The sequence below is a fragment of the Amycolatopsis sp. BJA-103 genome (assembly GCF_002849735.1).
Classification (GTDB): Bacteria; Actinomycetota; Actinomycetes; order Mycobacteriales; family Pseudonocardiaceae; genus Amycolatopsis.
The window spans coordinates 7896072-7913880 of the sequence record NZ_CP017780.1; the positions used below are offsets into that span (position 1 = coordinate 7896072).

19 protein-coding genes and 1 pseudogene are annotated in these 17809 nt (G+C 69.1%); 12 read left to right on the plus strand and 8 right to left on the minus strand.

The window, feature by feature from the left end:
• Positions 1–160 precede the first annotated feature (160 nt).
• From BKN51_RS35400 to BKN51_RS35410, 3 genes are read left to right on the plus strand one after another with little or no spacing between them, the layout of a single operon-like run.
• On the plus strand, positions 161–1717 hold the full coding sequence (locus tag BKN51_RS35400) for a DUF1841 family protein (protein WP_101611737.1): 1557 nt from the start codon (positions 161–163) through the stop codon (positions 1715–1717).
• Positions 1718–1776: 59 nt separating this feature from the next.
• Complete coding sequence (locus BKN51_RS35405; RefSeq protein ID WP_233223062.1) at positions 1777–2076, plus strand: type II toxin-antitoxin system Phd/YefM family antitoxin; 300 nt, start codon at positions 1777–1779, stop codon at positions 2074–2076.
• A complete protein-coding gene (locus BKN51_RS35410; protein ID WP_101611739.1) occupies positions 2073–2489 on the plus strand; it encodes a type II toxin-antitoxin system VapC family toxin in 417 nt (138 codons plus the stop codon). The genes BKN51_RS35405 and BKN51_RS35410 overlap by 4 nt, the downstream gene beginning before the upstream one ends.
• Before the next feature lie 49 nt (positions 2490–2538).
• On the opposite strand, the gene BKN51_RS43675 is transcribed toward BKN51_RS35410, so the two are convergent.
• From BKN51_RS43675 to BKN51_RS35420, 3 genes and pseudogenes are all read right to left on the minus strand, one after another.
• The gene (locus BKN51_RS43675; protein WP_168214462.1) at positions 2539–2709 is read right to left on the minus strand and encodes a hypothetical protein; all 171 of its coding nucleotides are present in this window, start codon (positions 2707–2709) and stop codon (positions 2539–2541) included.
• A gap of 453 nt (positions 2710–3162) precedes the next feature.
• The gene (gene coaA / locus BKN51_RS35415; protein WP_101611740.1) at positions 3163–4095 is read right to left on the minus strand and encodes a type I pantothenate kinase; all 933 of its coding nucleotides are present in this window, start codon (positions 4093–4095) and stop codon (positions 3163–3165) included.
• A gap of 157 nt (positions 4096–4252) precedes the next feature.
• A pseudogene (locus BKN51_RS35420) lies at positions 4253–4895 on the minus strand (macro domain-containing protein).
• Positions 4896–4990: 95 nt separating this feature from the next.
• Here BKN51_RS35420 and pheA point away from each other — a divergent pair.
• The 3 genes from pheA (at position 4991) to BKN51_RS35435 (ending at position 7317) form a co-directional block, all read left to right on the plus strand.
• Positions 4991–5899 (plus strand): prephenate dehydratase, encoded by a 909-nt coding sequence (gene pheA / locus BKN51_RS35425; protein WP_101611741.1) that lies wholly within the window; start codon positions 4991–4993, stop codon positions 5897–5899.
• A complete protein-coding gene (locus BKN51_RS35430) occupies positions 5896–6516 on the plus strand; it encodes a histidine phosphatase family protein (RefSeq protein WP_101611742.1) in 621 nt (206 codons plus the stop codon). The genes pheA and BKN51_RS35430 overlap by 4 nt, the downstream gene beginning before the upstream one ends.
• Positions 6517–6663: 147 nt before the next feature.
• Entirely contained in the window at positions 6664–7317 is a 654-nt protein-coding gene (locus tag BKN51_RS35435; RefSeq protein ID WP_101611743.1) for a DUF4232 domain-containing protein, read from the plus strand.
• Between the two features lies 1 nt (position 7318).
• On the opposite strand, the gene BKN51_RS35440 is transcribed toward BKN51_RS35435, so the two are convergent.
• The 4 genes from BKN51_RS35440 to BKN51_RS35455 all read right to left on the minus strand — a co-directional run bounded on the left by BKN51_RS35440 (position 7319) and on the right by BKN51_RS35455 (position 10651).
• On the minus strand, positions 7319–7756 hold the full coding sequence (locus BKN51_RS35440; RefSeq protein WP_101611744.1) for a hypothetical protein: 438 nt from the start codon (positions 7754–7756) through the stop codon (positions 7319–7321).
• A 59-nt stretch (positions 7757–7815) separates the two neighbouring features.
• A complete protein-coding gene (locus BKN51_RS35445) occupies positions 7816–9081 on the minus strand; it encodes an MFS transporter (RefSeq protein ID WP_101611745.1) in 1266 nt (421 codons plus the stop codon).
• A gap of 213 nt (positions 9082–9294) precedes the next feature.
• Positions 9295–9645: a metallopeptidase family protein gene (locus BKN51_RS35450; RefSeq protein ID WP_007030570.1), complete on the minus strand. Its 351-nt coding sequence runs from the start codon at positions 9643–9645 to the stop codon at positions 9295–9297.
• Positions 9646–9649: 4 nt separating this feature from the next.
• Positions 9650–10651: a septum formation family protein gene (locus BKN51_RS35455; protein ID WP_101613651.1), complete on the minus strand. Its 1002-nt coding sequence runs from the start codon at positions 10649–10651 to the stop codon at positions 9650–9652.
• A gap of 94 nt (positions 10652–10745) precedes the next feature.
• On the opposite strand from BKN51_RS35455, the gene BKN51_RS35460 reads away from it, so the two are divergent.
• Genes BKN51_RS35460 through BKN51_RS35475 form a run of 4 tightly spaced genes read left to right on the plus strand, consistent with a single transcriptional unit; the run spans position 10746 to position 13989 of the window.
• Positions 10746–11363, plus strand: coding sequence for a hypothetical protein (locus tag BKN51_RS35460; protein ID WP_233223063.1), 618 nt, complete (start codon positions 10746–10748; stop codon positions 11361–11363).
• On the plus strand, positions 11364–12530 hold the full coding sequence (locus BKN51_RS35465) for a glutathionylspermidine synthase family protein (RefSeq protein ID WP_101611746.1): 1167 nt from the start codon (positions 11364–11366) through the stop codon (positions 12528–12530).
• 53 nt (positions 12531–12583) lie between these two features.
• Positions 12584–13036: a DUF350 domain-containing protein gene (locus BKN51_RS35470; RefSeq protein WP_101611747.1), complete on the plus strand. Its 453-nt coding sequence runs from the start codon at positions 12584–12586 to the stop codon at positions 13034–13036.
• 47 nt (positions 13037–13083) lie between these two features.
• Positions 13084–13989 carry a haloalkane dehalogenase gene (locus BKN51_RS35475; RefSeq protein ID WP_174720490.1) on the plus strand — a complete coding sequence of 302 codons (906 nt, stop codon included), beginning with the start codon at positions 13084–13086 and terminating at the stop codon, positions 13987–13989.
• Positions 13990–14052: 63 nt separating this feature from the next.
• Here the strand turns inward: BKN51_RS35475 and BKN51_RS35480 are convergent, their stop codons facing one another.
• A complete protein-coding gene (locus tag BKN51_RS35480) occupies positions 14053–15336 on the minus strand; it encodes an aspartate aminotransferase family protein (protein ID WP_101611749.1) in 1284 nt (427 codons plus the stop codon).
• A gap of 157 nt (positions 15337–15493) precedes the next feature.
• Between BKN51_RS35480 and serS the strand changes: the two genes are divergently transcribed.
• Together serS and BKN51_RS35490 are read left to right on the plus strand one after the other, a co-directional pair.
• Complete coding sequence (gene serS / locus BKN51_RS35485; RefSeq protein ID WP_101611750.1) at positions 15494–16762, plus strand: serine--tRNA ligase; 1269 nt, start codon at positions 15494–15496, stop codon at positions 16760–16762.
• Positions 16763–16780: 18 nt separating this feature from the next.
• Positions 16781–17773 carry a DUF3558 family protein gene (locus tag BKN51_RS35490; protein WP_101611751.1) on the plus strand — a complete coding sequence of 331 codons (993 nt, stop codon included), beginning with the start codon at positions 16781–16783 and terminating at the stop codon, positions 17771–17773.
• Positions 17774–17809: the final 36 nt, after the last annotated feature.

A 17809-nucleotide genomic window follows, 5' to 3' on the forward strand; every position in this document is an offset into this window, starting at 1 on the left:
GAAACCCGGCGGAGAAGGTCGAGCCACACTGGTGGGCCGACGAAGTCGCGGTGGTCCTGAACCGGTGTCCGCCCGCGCCCTCCCCGCGACCGGGACCCCGCGTTGCGCGCCCAGGACCACCGCGACGAGCCCGATCGGGTCCGCGTGAAAACATGTCGCCATGAGTCCGGTGAGTCGTGCCCGCAAGAAGGCAGCCCAGCCCTCCACTCCGAGTGTGACGGGCCTCTTCAAGGACGTCCTGCGGGACTTCTCGACCCTCGGTGCCGAACCCGAGGTGCTCGACGTCGAACTGCTGACCTCCGAGGTGCTCGGCCAGTGGTGGGAGATCGAGGTCGAGGAGGGTGAACAGCCGCTGGGCCTGGAGCTCATCGCGTTCGCCGAGCGGAAGATCACCCCCGCCGCGGCCGCGCTGCTCGCCGGGATGCGGGTGTTCGCCGAGACCGAAGAGGAGCGCGAGGCGGCCGCCTCGGCGCTGAACACCGTGCTGGGCCGCGGGATCCCGGAGCCGGAGTGGGCGGCGGACCTGGCCGCGGTGACCGTCGGGGACTGCTGGCGGACCGGGGACGTCTTCGGTGACGAGTCCTCCCTTCTCTGCGTCTTCTCCCGCGGCGGCGCTGAGCACGGGCTGCTCGCGCTGGTCGACTTCACCGAGGGTGGCCGGATCCGCGACGTCGTCGTGGTCGACAAGCCGCAGGACGTGCTGGCCGAGATGCGGCAGCAGGCCGCCGACGACCCGGAGCTGGTCACGCTGGAGCAGGTGCTGCCCGAGCGCGCCCACCAGGTGCTCGCGGACGGGCTGGCCGCGACGGACGTCGTCGAGGAGCCCGACGTCAGCGAGGACTACGCGCGGTTCCACGCGATCGCGCTGGGCTGGATCCGGGCGCTGCCCGCCGCCGAGCCCTCGCCCGAGATCACCGAATGGCCCGAGCAGGTCCGCGACGAGGTCGTCGCCGACTTCATCGGATCCGGGCTCGTCGAGGACACCGAGGCGACCAGGTTCTACGCGCGCCTGCTCGTCGACTACGGCTGCGAGACCGAGCCGGGCAGCCCGCTGCGGGTCGGACCCGAGAAGCTCGCCCGGTTCCTCGAATCACTGCTGGACGGCGAGTTCGAGGTCGACGAGGCGTACGAGGACGCGCTGGAGCCCGCGCTGCTCGGCTGGGTCACCTGGGCCGCCGACCGCGCCGGACTGCCCGAGGCCGCCCGCGTGGCGCTGCTGGAGAGCGCGACCGAATTCCTGGAGGAGTTCGCGCAGGACGAGGACTCCACGCTCGACGTCTACTTCGACGGCTCCGAGGGCATCGAAGACCCGGCCGAACTCGCCGAGGCCCTCGAGCGCCGGATGTTCGCCGTCCCGACCGTCTACACGGAGATCGGCGACGAGGAACTGGAACTCGAGCCCGTCGACCCCGAACAGCGCCGCCTGCTGGTGATCGGCGAGCACCCCGAGTACCACGAGGCGCTGGCCGAGGAGACCTTCGACGGCGAGCCGAGGATGCGGCTCGCGCTCAAGACCACGATCGTCGACCAGCTCTGGGACGACGAGCCCGCCGAGGTCTGGCAGGCCGTCCGGCGGCTGAGCGAGACCGGGCAGGAGCGCGACGAGATCTTCGATCGCCTCGTCGACGCGCTGTCCGCGCAGCTGAGCGAAGCCGGCGAGCACGAGATGGACTACGACGTCGACGACTACCGGAAGGCACTCGGCGACCTCGCCTGACGGCCCGTCCCACCCGCCACCTCCTTGCCATCCCTCCCCAATCCGTCTAGTCTGTCTAGATGGAAGCAGCAACCTGGCAAGTGCAGGACGCCAAGCAGCGGCTGAGCGAGCTGCTGCGCCGGGCCGCGGCCGAGGGGCCGCAGTTCGTCACCAAACACGGGGAGGAGGTGGCCGTGGTGTTGGACATCATGGATTACCGCAGGCTGGCCGGAGGCGGTGAAGCCGTCGATTTCAAACTCGTGCTCTCCGGTGAGCAGCACCATCCCGAATACGGGGAGGCGCTGGCCGACGTGCTGGAGGAGATCGCCGCCGAACGCGCGGAGGACCTGCCGAGGGATGTCACGGAGGTGAGCGGGTGAGCTTTCTGCTGGACACGAACATCGTGTCCGAGGCCCGGCGCCGCACGCAGAACCCGGGTTTCGCCCGGTGGTGGGGCGGGGTGTCGTCGAGCAGGCTCTATTTGAGCGTGCTGACGGTGGGGGAGATCGAGAGGGGAATCCACAAACTCAGGCATCGAGGGGATCAAGACCGGGAGCGGGCGGACGCGCTCGCCGACTGGCTGGCCGGGCTCACCGCGCAGTTCTCGGAACGGATCCTTCCGGTGACCGCCGAAATCGCGGCCGAATGGGGCCGCCAGCACGCGCCGCGGAAAGTGCCGTCCGTCGACGGGCTGATCGCCGCGACCGCCCGGATCCACGAGCTGACCCTGGTCACCCGGAACCTGGCCGACATGGCCGGACTCGGCGCGCAGGTGCACAACCCGTTCGACTGAGTTGCCGAAAAACACGATCCAGACGTCCGGACGCCTGGATCGGTGGTGCTCAGCCCAGCGGTGCCGCCGGGGTGCTCTTGCTCTCCGTGACTTGCGACTTCTTCCGGCGGCGGTCCCCGCGGGCGTCGTCGAAGTCGACGACGAAGGCGCCGGCGGCCATGGCCACCAGGAGTGCGAGTCCGAGAATCGAGCCGACCCAGGTCAGGATGATCGAGAACATCGTGAGCCTCCTCCCTGCTCAAGGTCCTTTTCGAGACCTCGTGAACCCCTGACACAAGGGTCGCCTCGGGGGGCTGTAGCCGGTATCGGCCAACCGGTTACACGTACTGAGCGTGGATCGGCCGATCGGCCGAGGAAATTCACCCACCGGTCGCGGTGCGCGACCGGTCGCCACTGTCGGCTCGCCGGTGGTGCGAAGGCTGGTACTTGTGAGGGAACAGCCGGAATCCGCCCGTGTGATCGGCTTTCGGCGAAGTGATCTTGGATGTCGCCGTGAACGCTCGCCGTGAGTAGAGATTCCGCGCGTGCCCGGTTACGCAGCGTTCCCGTTCGGGCTCGGACAGCGCTGGGTCCGGTCGGTCGTGAGTGGCCCCTTCATCCCGTCACCGGCCCCGCTCACGAACACGCACGCGGCTACCTCACCCACCCAGGTCACCGGCGCACCCCGACCGGCTCAGAGCTTGCGCAGCCGGACCCGGTTGATCGTGTGGTCGGCGTCCTTGCGGAGGACGAGGGTCGCGCGAGGCCGCGTCGGCTTGATGTTCTCCATCAGGTTCGGCTCGTTGATCGTGCGCCACAGGTGGCGCGCCTCGGCGCGTGCCTCGTCGTCCGGGAGACCGGCGAAGTGGTGGAAGTGCGACGCGGGGTCCGCGAACGCGGTGTGCCGCAGTTTGAGGAAGCGCTCGACGTACCAGCGCTCGATGTCGGTCGTCGGCGCGTCCACGTAGATCGAGAAATCGAACAGATCGGAGACGGTGAGCCGGGGGCCCGGCTGGAGGACGTTCAGTCCTTCGAGGATCAGGATGTCGGGTTGCTGAACGACCTGTTCCTCGCCGGGAAGGATGTCGTAGGCGAGGTGCGAGTACACCGGCGCGCTGACCCGTTCCGCCCCGGACTTCACGTCGGTGACGAACCGCAGCAGGGCCCGCCGGTCGTAGCTCTCCGGGAAACCCTTGCGGTGCATGATCCCGCGCCGGACCAGTTCCGCCCGCGGGTGGAGGAATCCGTCTGTGGTGACCAGGTCGACCCTGGGGTGATCCGGCCAGCGGGCGAGCAGGGTGCGCAGGATGCGCGCGGTGGTCGACTTGCCGACGGCGACGCTTCCGGCGATTCCGATGACGTACGGCACCTTGGTGCCCCGACTGTCTTCACCGAGAAAGGTGGTGGTGGCTTCGTACAGCCGTTGCCGGGCGGCGACCTGGAGATTGATCAGCCGGGAGAGCGGCAGGTAGACCTCGGCGACTTCCGCGAGATCGACCTGTTCGCCGAGACCGCGCAGCCGCAGCAGTTCCGCGGCTGTCAGCGGCAGGGGCGTCGACCTGCGCAACTCGCGCCACTGCTCACGGTGCAGCTCGACGTAGGGACTGAGCTCACGGACCCGCGGCATCGCACACTCCTCGCCCGTCGCCAGCGCTGGCGCCGTACAAAACCGTGTAGACGAGTTCTCGGCGGGAAAGCGTGCCTCGAACCGGATGAAGCCGCTTTAACGGTAGGGCTTACGGCTCGTGAACGCGCTGCGATGTGATGTAGCCCGCTTCGGGGCGTTACCGTCCGTTACGGGGACGGCCGGGGGCGAAGACCTCGTCCCACGCTGCGGCGACCTGCCGGGCGCACGAGGCGGGAGCGACCCCGCCGACGCCGGTACCGAGTCCCGGCATCGCGATCGTGTGCACCAGATCACGGACCCGGCCCTGGTCGAGCCTGCCGTCGCGCCACTGCTGGAACACGGCCCGGGCGGCCAGGTACGGGTGCACGGTGTCGCGGGGGAGGCGTTCGCCGGGTTCCCGCATCGTCGGCGCGCTGATCAGCCAGGCGGGCTCGGCCTCGCCGGTGGGCACGATCACGGCTTCGCCGATCGGGAGCTCCCCGCCGTGGTAGGCGAGGACGGCGCTGCGCACGTTCTGCTCGACGCCCCGGGTAGGCGCGGGCGTAGACGGCGTCGATGCCGCCCCGCATCCAGCCATAGGAGTTCGCGGGGCTGACGACGGCTTGGGCGACGACGTCGAGCACCGACCCGCGGTGCACGAAGACCCGTCCGTCCACAGTGTCTGCGACGGTGGTCCAGGCTTGCGCGAGCAGGTCATCGACGGCGCACAGCACCAGCTCCGGGGTGGGATGGTCCGGCAAGGGGGCAAAGGAGGAGTCGGCATCCTCGTGGCCGGTGTGCGTGCCCGGTTCGGCGGTCACGCGCTAAGCATGGCAAAAAAAGCCACCCGGCGTAACCGGTGCGCGTACCGGCTGTCCGAGTGAAAGTCCCTGCGCGGCGTGCGTAATCTGGCGGGGTGTCACGGATCGCTTACTTCGGCCCCCAGGGAACCTTCACCGAACAGGCCGCGCGCCGGCTCGCCCCCGGCGAGGAGCTGATCCCCGCGGAGACCATCCCGGCGGCGCTGGCCGCGGTCCGCGCCGGACGGGCCGACGCGGCCTGCGTGCCGATCGAGAACTCCGTGGAGGGCGCGGTCACCGCCACCCTCGACAGCCTGAGCGAGGCCGAGCCGCTCGTCGCGGTGGCCGAGGTCTTGCTGCCGGTCCACTTCAGCGTGCTGACCCGGCCGGGGACGACCGAGATCCGCACCGTGGCGAGCCATCCGCACGCGCTCGCCCAGGTCCGTCACTGGGTCGAGGCGAACCTGCCCGGCGCGCATCCGGTCGCGACGTCGTCCACCGCCGCGGCCGCGGTCGCGGTCGACGCGGGCGAGTTCGACGCGGCCGTCACCGCGCCGGTCGCCGTCGAGCACTACCCGCTGGAGGTGCTGGCCACCGAGGTCGCCGACGTCCGCGACGCCAAGACCAGGTTCCTGCTGGTCCGAGCACCCGGCGAGCTGCCGGAGCCGACCGGGGCCGACCGCACGTCGATCGTCGCCGCCGCGACGAACCGCACCGGCGCACTGGCCGAACTGCTCACCGAACTGGCGGTCCGCGGGATCAACCTGACCAAGCTGGACGCCCGTCCGACCAGGAACAACTTCGGCGAGTACCGCTTCTTCATCGACTTCGAGGGACATGTGACCGAGCCCCGGATCGGGGACGTGCTGGCCGCGTTGCGCCGCCGGTGCCGCAACGTGCGGTTCCTCGGCTCCCACCCGCGGGCGGACAACGGCACGACCGAGATCGAGCCGGGCGCCGCCAACGAGGATTTCACCGACGCGATCGACTGGGTCGCTTCGGTCAGGAAGGGAGCACAGGCGTGAAACTCCTCCTCGTCCGTCACGGCCAGACCGACGGCAACGTCCGGGGCGCGCTCGACACCGCGCTGCCCGGTCCGCCGCTCACCGAACTGGGGCGCGAGCAGGCCCGGCAGCTCGCGTCGCGGCTGGACGGCGAGCCGGTCGTCGCGGTCTACGCCTCGCAGGCGGTCCGTGCCCAGCAGACCGCCGCGCCGCTGGCCGCCAAGCTCGGCATCGACGTCCAGGTCGTCGACGGCGTGCACGAGGTCGCCGCCGGCGACCTCGAAGGCAAGACCGACAAGGACTCGATCACGACGTACATGAGCGTCGTGCGCCGGTGGACCCTCGGTGAACTCGACCCGCCGATCCCCGGCGGTGAGACCGGCGCGCAGGTCCGCACACGGATGCTCGACGCGGTCGCCCGGCTGCGCGCCAAGCACGAGCAGGCCGACCCCGACGGCACGGTGGTGCTGGTGAGCCACGGTGGCGCGATCCGGTTGGGCGGCGAGTGGCTCGCCGGGAACGTCACCGCCGAGGTCGCCAACCAGGGCCTCATCCCGAACACCGGCGTCGTCGAACTCGTCGCGACCTCCGACGGCTGGACCTGCCTCACCTGGGCGGAAGCTCCCGTCGACCGCTGACCCTCCCGCGTTTGCCTCCGCTCCCGCCGGGGAATACCCCCCACGAGATCAATTAACACCTTGTGGGGAATTAACCGCAGGAGCGCAACCTCCGCGGCGGACAACACGTCTACTTCAGTGGTGGGTCACCCGGCTACAGGGAGGCGAATGACCATGGTTCGTTCGAAGATGATCTCCATCGGCGGTCTCATCGCGGGTACCGCCGGGCTCCTGCTGCTCAGCGCCTGCGGTTCGGAAACCGCACCCGTCGCGCAGAGTTCGTCCGCGTCGCCGTCCAGTTCGGCACCGGAGACCTCCGTCGCGCCCAGTGCGAGCTCGTCGAGTCCGGCACCCGCTTCACAGCCCGCCCAGGCACCCGCCCCGGCGCAGAAGAGCGACGGGCTCTGCAAGGCGGGCGACGTCAAACTGTCCGTCGGCGGCGGCGACGCGGCCGCGGGGACCGTGTACCGGAAGCTCGTCATCACCAACACGAGCGGGCACGCGTGCACCATCCAGGGCTTCCCCGGCGTCTCCTACGTGACCGGCGCGGACGGCCACCAGGTCGGTGAGGCCGCGTTCCGCGACGGCGCCAAGGGCGAGCCGGTCCAGCTGAACAACGGCGACAGCGCGTCCGCCGACATGGGCTTCGTGAACGTCCGCAACTACGACGAGGCGGCCTGCAAGCCCACCGAGACCCGAGGGCTGCGGGTGTACCTGCCGCAGGAGACGGCTTCGAACTTCGTGTCGGTGCCGGGGCTCGGCTGTGCGGGGAAGATCCCCGGCAACCAGCTGACCGTCAAGACGGTCCACAAGGGAGCATGACCTAGAGCTGGGTGCAGAGCTGTTCGGCCTGCGCCAGATGCCGCTGGCCGGAGATCTGGTTGAAGTGCAGGCTGAACACCATCCGGCTGACCCCGTCGATGTGCTCGGCCAGCGGCCGGTAGGTGTCGTTGGCGGCGGCCGCCGCGGCGGAGAGTTCGCGGGCGGCCGTCATCCGGTGCAGGATCTCGGGGGCCAGCACCGCCACGGTCCGCTCGCCGGGCGCGGCGTCGGTGGTGTCCGGGATCGTGCCGACCCTGGCCAGTGCGTTGCACGCCTCCTGCGCGTCTTCCAGCGCTCCCGCGTTGACGCTCGACAGAGCCCACAGCATGCCCATCACGCCGGCGCCGATCACGAAACCGGCGACAGCCGTGAGCACTTGCGGGCGTCTGGAAGGTTCTGTCGTCCCCACGCCGGCCTCCGGCACCAGTGTCTGCTGCATCGCGGACCTCCCTCACCAGCACGGGTGATGGGCTATTTCAGCACCAAAGGCCTTCGTTTTCACTGGTCTTGGTGGAGAACCCGCACCTCCGTGGCCGATTCGTCATCGAACGCGCCTTGCCGTGACGAGACGAACGCGAAACCGGCCACACCGAACAGCAGAAGCCCGGACGTGAGGAACGTCCGGGCCGGGGATCCGAGGGCGTGGGTGAGGACCCCGCCGAGCAGGGCGCCGACCGGGATCGCGCCCCAGACGACGGTGCGCCACACGCCGAGGACCCTGCCGAGCAGTTCACCGGGGACGAGCGTGTGCCTCGCCGTCCCCAGCACGATGTTCACCGAGACGACGGCCGCCGCGAACAGGCCGAACAGCGCCGCCCCGGCCACCGGCGAACTCGTCAGCCCCATGCCGGTGAACGCCACGCCACAGCAGGCGGTGCCCCCGAGGAGCACCGCGCGGCGGCTGAACGTCTTCACCAGTCGCGGGGCGATGCCCGCGCCCAGCAGGCCGCCGATGCCTCCGACGAACGCGAAGAGCCCGAAGGCCGCTTCGCTGAGGCGCAGGTGCTCGATCGCGTACAGCACCAGCTGCGCCTGCGCGAGTTCGCTGACCAGGCTGATCAACCCGGCGACGACGACCAGGCGCATCATCAGCCTGTTGTGCTTCAACCAGCGGAAACCCTCCGCCAGCTCGGTGCGAAGGTCCGCGCGGGCGCCCTGGTCGGCGGAAGGACGAGCCCGGTAGCTCCCGGCGAGCCCGATCAGCACGACCGCCGCGATCGCGAAGCCCACCGAGTTGAGCAGGAACGGGAACGTCGCGAAGAGCGCGAAGGTGGCGCTGCCGACAGGCCCGCCGAGGAAGGTCTGGCCGACGATCTCGCAGGCCTGGAGCTTGCTGTTCGCGCTGTCGAGGGAACCCTTGTCGACGACCGCCGGGATGAGCACGTTCGCGGCGCTGTCGGCGACGACCTCCGCGACGCCGATGAGCAGGGCGGCGGCGTAGACCACCCAGATCGTCACCCCGCCTGCCGCGACCAGGGCGGCCATGCCGCCGACGACCACCGCGCGGGCGCTGTTCGCGAGGATCATCGCGCGCCGCCGGTCGATCCGGTCCAGGAGCGCGCCCGCCGGGAGCGCGAACAGCAGCCACGGCAGGAACTGGGTCGCCGAGAGACCGGCGATGAGCAGCGGATCGCGGGTCAGGGTGACCGCGAGCAGCGGGAACGCGACCTTGCCGATCCCGTCGCCGAGGTTCGACGCCGCACTGGACGCGAGCAACCAGCGCAAGCGCCGGTCGCCCCTCCTGCCCGTCGTCGTCTCGGCCATGCACGCCTCCCCAGGCTTTCGCCGGCGCCGGCCGACGACAACGTGTCGAAAAGTTTAGCGGGGTTGTCGCCCAAAGTGGCTGGCTTGTTACGCCCAGTTAAGAATCCGAAGAACCCTTGGTGCCCGACGCACAAAAATCACCGACCATGCCGCTTCCGGCGCGGAATCCGCCGGGAAGGAGCAAGGGACCTTTGCTATCGCCTGTCCCGCGGTTCAGCCCCAGCCGAGTTCGTGCAGGCGCGCGTCGTCGATGCCGAAATGGTGGCCGACCTCGTGGACCACCGTGATCAGAACCTCCTCGACGACATCCTCCTCGGTGTCGCACATCTGCAGCAGCGGCCGCCGGTAGATCGAGATCCGGTCCGGCAGCACCCCGCCGTACTCGTGGGTCCGCTCGGTCAGCGCGACCCCGTGGTAGAGCCCGAGGATCGTGGGCGACTCCTCGTTGAACTCCTCGACGAGGACCACGACGTTGTCCATCGCGTCCGCGAATTCGGGCGGAAGCTCGTCCAGCGCCTCCGAAACCAGCTCCTCGAAGCGCTGCTGCGTCATCTCGACGGGCACGCGATCACCCGCCGGTCTTCGGGGCCGAAGACGACGCCGGCGGGGCGCCGCCGTCGGAAGAGGGCGGGGCCTCGCCGTTGCCGACCTTGACGCTCCCGGTGACGGGCGCGAGCCCCTTGTTGTCCGGCAGGGGCGCCGCCACCTTGCAGTTCACCAGCGTCGACCCGGCGTCCCAGCTCTCCTGCTCACGGACGTCCCAGCCGATGATGAGCTTCTTCGCCGCCAGGTCCGCGTTGCCGGTGTAGTCCTGCGCGGCCGTCGAGCATTCGGTGTCCAACCAGGTGTTCTGCTGTTCCTGTGACGGGTAGCCGTCCTTGAACTTCGTCTTGAGGTCGAGTGTCGCGATCATCTCGTAGGAGTGCGGCTGGGCGCAGTCGATCGGGTCGCCGAAGCTGTTGTTGAGCAGCGCGAGGCAGGTGCCGGGCTCCCACACCGCGGACTGGTCCTGCTCCTTCGCCAGTCCCTTGGTCGGTTGCAGCTTGCCGCCCTGACCAGCCCATTGCAGGCCGCACCGCAGCTGCCGGTCGCCGTCCTCCCACTGTGCGGGAGTCGGCCGGAGCAGGTTCATGCTCAACTTGCCGTACGGATCCAGCGTGCGGCCGAGGTACGGCTTGACGTCGACGGTGCAGCGCGACCGGGAGATCTCCTGCCACTGCTCCAGGTTCGGGCTCGGCACGCCCGCCGGGTACTGCGCGCCGATGTCGACGATGCTGGTGACCTCGAACAGATGGGACTCCGCGCACGGCACGCGCCGCGCGTCGTTGGCATCCGGGTTGTTCCAGGTCAGGCAGGTGCCTGGGGGAGATTGGAACGCTTCGACCGCCGCGGGTGACAGTTTGGGGGCGCCGCCGCCCGCACCGCCCTCCGGGCCCACGTTCCACGAGAACGCCACACTCAGCGAAAGCGCGATGATCGCGCCCACGAACACACCGGCCATGACGAGCCGGGTGCGCAGGGTGCTCAGCGCGTTTCGCGGATAACGGAACCGCTCGGCCTGTTGAGACATCCACTCCATGATGCCCGCGCCGCACGTAAGGTGCGCATACCGGGTGGTTAGTGTTGGACACGGGTTCGGGCCGGCGGGCGATTACGGAGCTTCGATGACGCAGGATGACAACCAGGGGGCGGAGCGGCCCCAGGAACCGCCGAAGCGCGGTTCGATGCGGTTCCAGGACGACAGCACGCAGGCGCGGCAACCGTCGTTGGCCGAGCAGCGGGCACGGCAGCAGGCGCTGGCCGAGCAGGAGCGCCAGGAGGTGCTCGACGCCGAAGCCGCGCGCGCCGCCGAGAAGAAGTCTTCGACCAAGAAGAAGATCCTGATCGGCACGGGTGTGACCGTCGGGCTGGTCGGGCTGGTCGCGACGTTCTACACCGTCGCGAAGCCGGAAGAGGTCACGGCGGTCTGCGCCGCCAAGGACACGGATATCGTCAACGAAGATAAGAACTGCGACGAGAACTACGTCCGGTCGAATGGCGGCTATGTCAGCGGAGGGTTCTTCTTCCTCCCCATCGGCGGCTTCGGTGGGCCGATGCAGAGCTACCGCTACAACTACGGCGGGACCGGTCAGGTCGGGCAGCGGGTGTCCGGCGGTTCGTACACCGCGCCCTCGAACGCGAACGTCAACACCAAATCGGGCAAGTCCGTCCAGCGCGGCGGGTTCGGCATCAGCGGCAAGAGCGGTACCTCCGGCGGTACCGGCAAGAGCGGGGGCTCGTAGTTGTATCGGGATTCCAAGCCGCCCCGGCGGGACTGGCAGAACATCGTCGAAGAGCAGGGGCTGGTCTTCGGCACCCCCGCTCGTGACGGCGCCGGCAAGTCCAGGCCGTACTGGGACGAGTCGGTCCACTACGTCTTCGAGATGGACGAGATCCTGTCCGTCGAGGCGGACGTGGAACTGCTGCACTCGATGTGCCTCGAAGCCGTCGACAACGTGATCACCACCGAGCAGTACCACCGCTTCGGCATCCCCGAGTGGGTCTGGCCGCATATCGCCGAATCGTGGAAGCGGCAGGATCCGCACGTCTACGGCCGGTTCGACCTGCGCTACGACGGCAAGAGCCCGGCGAAGCTGCTTGAGTACAACGCCGACACCCCGACCTCGCTGCTCGAGGCCGCGGTGCTGCAGTGGCACTGGAAGACCGCGGTCTTCCCCGAGGACGACCAGTGGAACTCGATCCACGAGAAGCTGGTCGAGCGCTGGGGCGAGCTCGCCGAGAAGCTGCCTTCGAACGAACTGCACTTCACCTGGTCGTCCGCCGATCCGTCCGGTGAGGACCACGTGACGACGGCGTACCTGCAGGAGACCGCGGCCGAGGCCGGGCTCGACACCGTCGGCCTGTCGATCGAGGAGATCGGCTGGGACCCGGTGCTCAAGCGGTTCGTCGACCTCGAAGAGGCGCAGATGGCGACCGTGGTGAAGCTCTACCCGTGGGAATGGGTGGTCGACGAGGAGTTCGGCCGCTTCGCCGTCGAGACGATGCCTCGCACGCTCTGGGTCGAGCCGCTGTGGAAGATGATCCTCTCCAACAAGACGCTGCTCGCGATCCTGTGGGAGAACTACCCGGGCCACCCGAACCTGCTGCCCGCCTTCGCCGACGACCCCGGTCTGCTGACCGAGTACGTCCGCAAGCCGAAACTCGGCCGCGAGGGCGCGAACGTGCAGATCGTCGCCACCGGGTACGAGACGCAGACCGACGGCGTCTACGGCGCCGAAGGCTACGTCTACCAGGCGTTCGACCCGCTCCCGGAGTTCCAGGGGTACCGGCCCGCGCTCGGCGCGTGGATCGTCGGGGACCACGCCGCCGGCCTCGGGATCCGCGAAACCGCAGGTCTCGTTACGGACGACGGTGCGGCATTCGTCCCGCACCGCATCGTCGAGACGTGATAGAAGCAACCGCACAAACCTGACATTCTCGACTTGCACCTCTGGAGAACCCTGTGACGACCACCCTTGCGCTGTCCGACACGTTCGGCTCCGACCTCGTGCGAGGGATCGGCGCGATCCTGCTGTACGGCGTCGTCGGCCTGCTGCTGATGTTCGCCGGGTTCTGGGCGATCGACTGGACCACGCCCGGCAAGCTGGCCCAGCTGGTCAGCCGCGGCCTGCCGAACGCGGTCATCGTGACCGCGTCGGGCCTGCTGTCGATGGCGTTCATCGTCGTCGTGGCGATCGCGAACTCCGCCAGCGACCTGACCGAGGGCCTCATCACCTCGCTGGTCTACGGCCTGCTCGGCATCGTGGTGCAGGTGCTGGCCGTCCGGCTGCTGGAGTGGGCGACCCGCATCGACGTCCGCTCGACCATCGAGAGCGAGAAGTTCGCCCCGGTCAGCGTCGTGGTCGCCGCCGCGCACCTCGCCCTCGGCCTGGTCGTGGCCGTCGGCATCTCCTGACCTCACGAAACCGGCATAGGCGCACGATTCCCACTAACGTGGGTGTCGTGCGCCTTTTGAGGACACCGGACGACCGGTTCTCGGACCTGCCCGATTTCGATTTCGAACCGCGCTACGCGGAACTCGTCGACCTTCACGGCGGCGTGATCAGAGTGGGTTACGTGGAGGCCGGACCCGCGGATGGGCCGCCCGTTCTCCTGTTGCACGGCGAGCCCACCTGGTCCTACCTCTATCGCAAGGTCATCCCGGTGCTCGCCGACGCCGGACTGCGCGCCATCGCGCCCGACCTGGTCGGCTTCGGCCGATCCGACAAACCCGGCGACATGGTCGACCACACCTACCAGCGGCACGTCGAGTGGATGCGCGCGTTCGCCTTCGACGTGCTCGACCTCACCGAGGTCACCCTGGTCGGCCAGGACTGGGGCGGCCTGATCGGCCTGCGGCTGGTCGCCGAAAACCCAGATCGCTTCTCCCGGGTCGTCGCGGCCAACACCGGCCTCCCCAGTGGCGACACCGATATGCCGGAGATCTGGCACAAGTTCCGCGACACCGTCGAGAACGCCCAGGTCCTCGACGTCGGCCGGTTCGTCCAGTCGGGCTGCCAGACCAAGCTGTCCGAGGAGGTCCGCGCCGCCTACGACGCGCCCTTCCCGAACGAGATGTACAAGGCCGCGCCGCGCGCGATGCCGTCACTGGTGCCGGTCACCCCGGACGATCCGGCCTCGGCCGCCAACCGGGCCGCGCTGAAGGTGCTCGCCGAACTGAACAAGCCGTTCCTGGTCTCGTTCTCCGACGGCGACCCGATCACCGCGCCGTGGGGCCTCGAACTGCGGGGCTCGATGCGCGGCGCCCGCGAACTCGAGCATCCGACGATCACCGGCGCCGGTCACTTCCTGCAGGAGGACGCCGGCGTACGGCTGGGCGAGGTCATCGCCCGTTTTGTCCGTTCCTGAAGCGCTATGAAGGGGACTTTCATTGCAAAATTTGCAATGAAAGTCCCCTTCATTGCACGCGGGTCAGGAGATGGCGGCTAGTGCGTCCACGATGATCCCCAGGCCCTCCGCGGCCTCGTCGGCGGTGAGCGTCATCGGCGGCGCGATCCGCAGCACGTTGCCGTGCAGCCCGCCCTTGCCGATCAGCAGCCCGCGCGCCTTGGTCTCCTCCATCATCCGCGCCGCGGCCTGGGTGTCCGGCTCCATGCCGCCTGGTTTGACCAGTTCGACGCCGATCATCAGGCCCTTGCCACGGACGTCCCCGATCAGCGGATGCCCCGAAGCGCGCAGGCCGGACAGCAGCTCGTTGCCCCGGGCGAGTGCGTTGGCCTGGAGGTCGTGGTCGGCGATGTGGTCGAGGACCGCCGCCGCGCCCGCCATCGCGACCGGGTTGCCGCCGAAGGTCGAGATCGAGTTCGCGGTCAGGCAGTCGACGAGGTCGCCGCGGGCCACGAGACCGCCGATCGCGAGACCGTTGCCGAGGCCCTTCGCGAAGGTCATCGCGTCGGGGACGACGTCGTGCGCCTGGATCCCCCAGTAGTGTTCCCCGGTCCGTCCCCAGCCGGTCTGGACCTCGTCGGAGATGAACAGGATCCCGTACTGGTCGAGGACCTCCTTCATCGCCTTGAACAGGCCGTCCGGCGGTGAGCTGAACCCGCCGACGCCCTGGATCGGCTCGGCGATCATGCAGGCGACGTCGCCCGAGGTGCCCGTCTCCAGCACGTCGACTAGGTCCGCGACGCACGCGTCGATGTACTCGGTGTCCGAAAGCGCCCGGAACGGGCTGCGGTACTGGTAGCCGCCGTGGACGTAGCTCACCTTCACCGGGCTGAGCGACGACGCCGACCAGCCGCGGTTGCCCGTGATGCCGACCGTCGCGAACGACCGCCCGTGGTACGAGTTCCGCATCGCCAGCACCTGGTTGCTGCGCCGGTACTGGGTGGCGAGCATCAGCGCGGTGTCGTTGGCCTCGGTCCCGGAGTTGGTGAAGAACACCTTCGCGTCGGGGATGCCGGAGAGCTTCGCGATGCGCTCGGCCAGTTCGACCTGCGAGCGGATCAGGTACAGCGTCGAGGTGTGCAGGATCCCCGTGTCGAGTTGCTTGCGCACGGCGTCGCTGATCGCCGAGACGTCGTAGCCCATCGAGTTCGTCAGGATGCCCGCGAAGAAGTCGAGGTAGCTCCGCCCGGTCGAGTCGATGACCCGGCGGTCCTGCGCGTGCACGATCTCGATCGGCTCGTCGTAGTAGAGCGCCAGCCAGGACGGCAGTACCGCCTTGTGCCGCGCCAGCAGGTCCGCATCGGTCATCGCGTTTTCTCCGTCCGCAGCAGGGAGATCTCAGTATGGGGAGGGCCCGAAACGGGCGACAACGATCAGACTGTCGGGTTATCCGCGGCGGCCCGCACAGTCTGTACGGGGAAACTGCCTCGAAGGGCGCTCGGCGCTAGGACTAACCTCTGCAATCGTGATTGACCCCAGGACTCTGCGCGATGACCCGGACGTCGTGCGCGCTTCGCAGCGCGCCCGTGGCGAGGACGAAGGAGTGGTCGACAAGCTGCTCTCCCTCGACTCCCGCCGCCGGTCTTCGATCGCCGCCGCCAACACGCTGCGTGCCGAGCAGAAGTCGCTGGGCAAGCTCGTCCCGAAGGCGCAGGGCGAGGAACGGGCCGAACTGCTCGCCAAGGCGAAGGGACTCGCCGCCCAGGTGAAGGCCGCCGAGGTCGAGCAGACCGAGGCGTCGGAGGAGTTCGAGCAGCTGCACCGCCTGGTGCCGAACCTGGTCCACCCCGAAGCCCCCGAAGGCGGCGAGGACGACTACGTCGTGCTCAAGCACGTCGGCGAGCCGAAGAAGTTCGACTTCACGCCCAAGGACCACCTCGAACTCTGCGAGGGCCTCGGCGCGCTCGACATGGAGCGCGGCGCGAAGGTCTCGGGCTCGCGGTTCTACTTCCTCACCGGCATCGGCGCCCAGCTGCAGCTCGGCCTGCTGAACATGGCCGTCGCGCAGGCGACGGCGAACGGGTTCACGCCGATGATCACGCCGAGCCTCGTCCGGCCGGAGATCATGGCGGGCACCGGCTTCCTCGGTGCGCACTCGTCGGAGGTCTACCGGCTGCGCGACGACGACCTGTACCTCGTCGGCACCTCCGAGGTCCCGCTCGCCGGCTACCACGCCGACGAGATCCTGGACCTGGCGAAGGGCCCGAAGCGCTACGCGGGCTGGTCGTCCTGCTACCGCCGCGAGGCCGGTTCGTACGGCAAGGACACCCGCGGCATCATCCGCGTCCACCAGTTCGACAAGGTCGAGATGTTCGTCTACACGCGTCCCGAGGACGCCGAAGCCGAGCACGCGCGCCTGCTGGACTGGGAAGAGCAGATGCTCGCCAAGATCGAGGTCCCGTACCGGGTGATCGACACCGCCACCGGCGACCTCGGCACCTCCGCGTACCGGAAGTTCGACTGCGAGGCGTGGGTGCCGTCGCAGGAGACCTACCGCGAGCTGACGTCGACGTCGAACTGCACGACGTTCCAGGCCCGCCGCCTCGGCATCCGCTACCGCGACGACGACGGCCGCCCGCAGACCGTCGCCACGCTGAACGGCACGCTCGCCACCACGCGGTGGATCGTCGCGATCCTGGAGAACCACCAGCTCGAAGACGGTTCGGTCCGGGTGCCGGAAGCGCTTCGTCCCTTCCTCGGCGGAACCGAGGTCCTCACACCCGCATCGAAGTAGGGACCGGAGGAGGGACGCATGCGGTATCGGAATTCGCTCGCGATCGGGCTGGCGGTGCTGGCGCTCGGCGGCTGCACGTCGACGATCGGCGGGTCGGCCTCGCCGGTCCCGGGACAGGGGCCGGTCATCACGAAGGCCGAGCCGTGCGCGCTGCTGACGCCGGAGCAGGCGGCCGCGCTGGGCGTCACGTATCCGGGCAAGGAACGCCCGGCGAAACCCGAGCAGAAGATCGCCGCGGTCTGCCGGTTCCCCGAACTGGAGGACGCGCCGGACGGCGTCGCGCTGGAGGTTTCGCAGAGCAAGGACCTCTCGGCGGAGGACTACTACGCGGGCGCGCTGCCCGGGGAGAAGTTCGGCGTCGGCGGGTTCACCTGGACGCGGTACGCGACCATCCTCGGGCCGAGCTACTGCTCGCTGACCACGGAACTGGACGCGAAGACGTTCGTCGAGGTCTCCAGCGACGCCCCCGGCAGCGACAACTCCAAGGCCTGTGACCTGGCGAAGGCCGCGCTCCCCGCGGTCGCCTCGCATCTGCCCGGCGGGCAGCCGAGCCCGGAGATCACCGCGCCGCCGGGGCAGAAGCCGGTCGAGCCGTCCGGTCCGCTGGTGAACGTCGACCCGTGCACCCTGCTCAAGCCCGAGCAGGTGGCCCCGCTCAACCTCTTGCCCGCTCGGCCGATGAACGGCTCGTCGCGGGATCCCAAGAACGGCTGCCAGTGGGACGACACGGACGGCGACAAGGGCAAGAAGGCGCTCGACCTCTGGGTCTACACGGCGACCAGGACCGAGGACGTGCCCGGGCTGGAAGGCACCCCCGCCGAGCAGATGGTCAACGGCCGGAAGTGGATCGTCTACTCCGCTCCGGACAGCCCGATCTGCGTCGCGCTCTTCCCGATCACGGAGACCTCGTCGATCAAGCTCGACACCGGCGACCTCAGTGACAACGCCAAGGCCTGCGAGGTCCCGCAGACCGTGATGCCGCTCGTGACCGCGAACGCGCCCGCCGCGTAGGCCCCACCTGGATCACGAAGCCCATCGAACAGACTT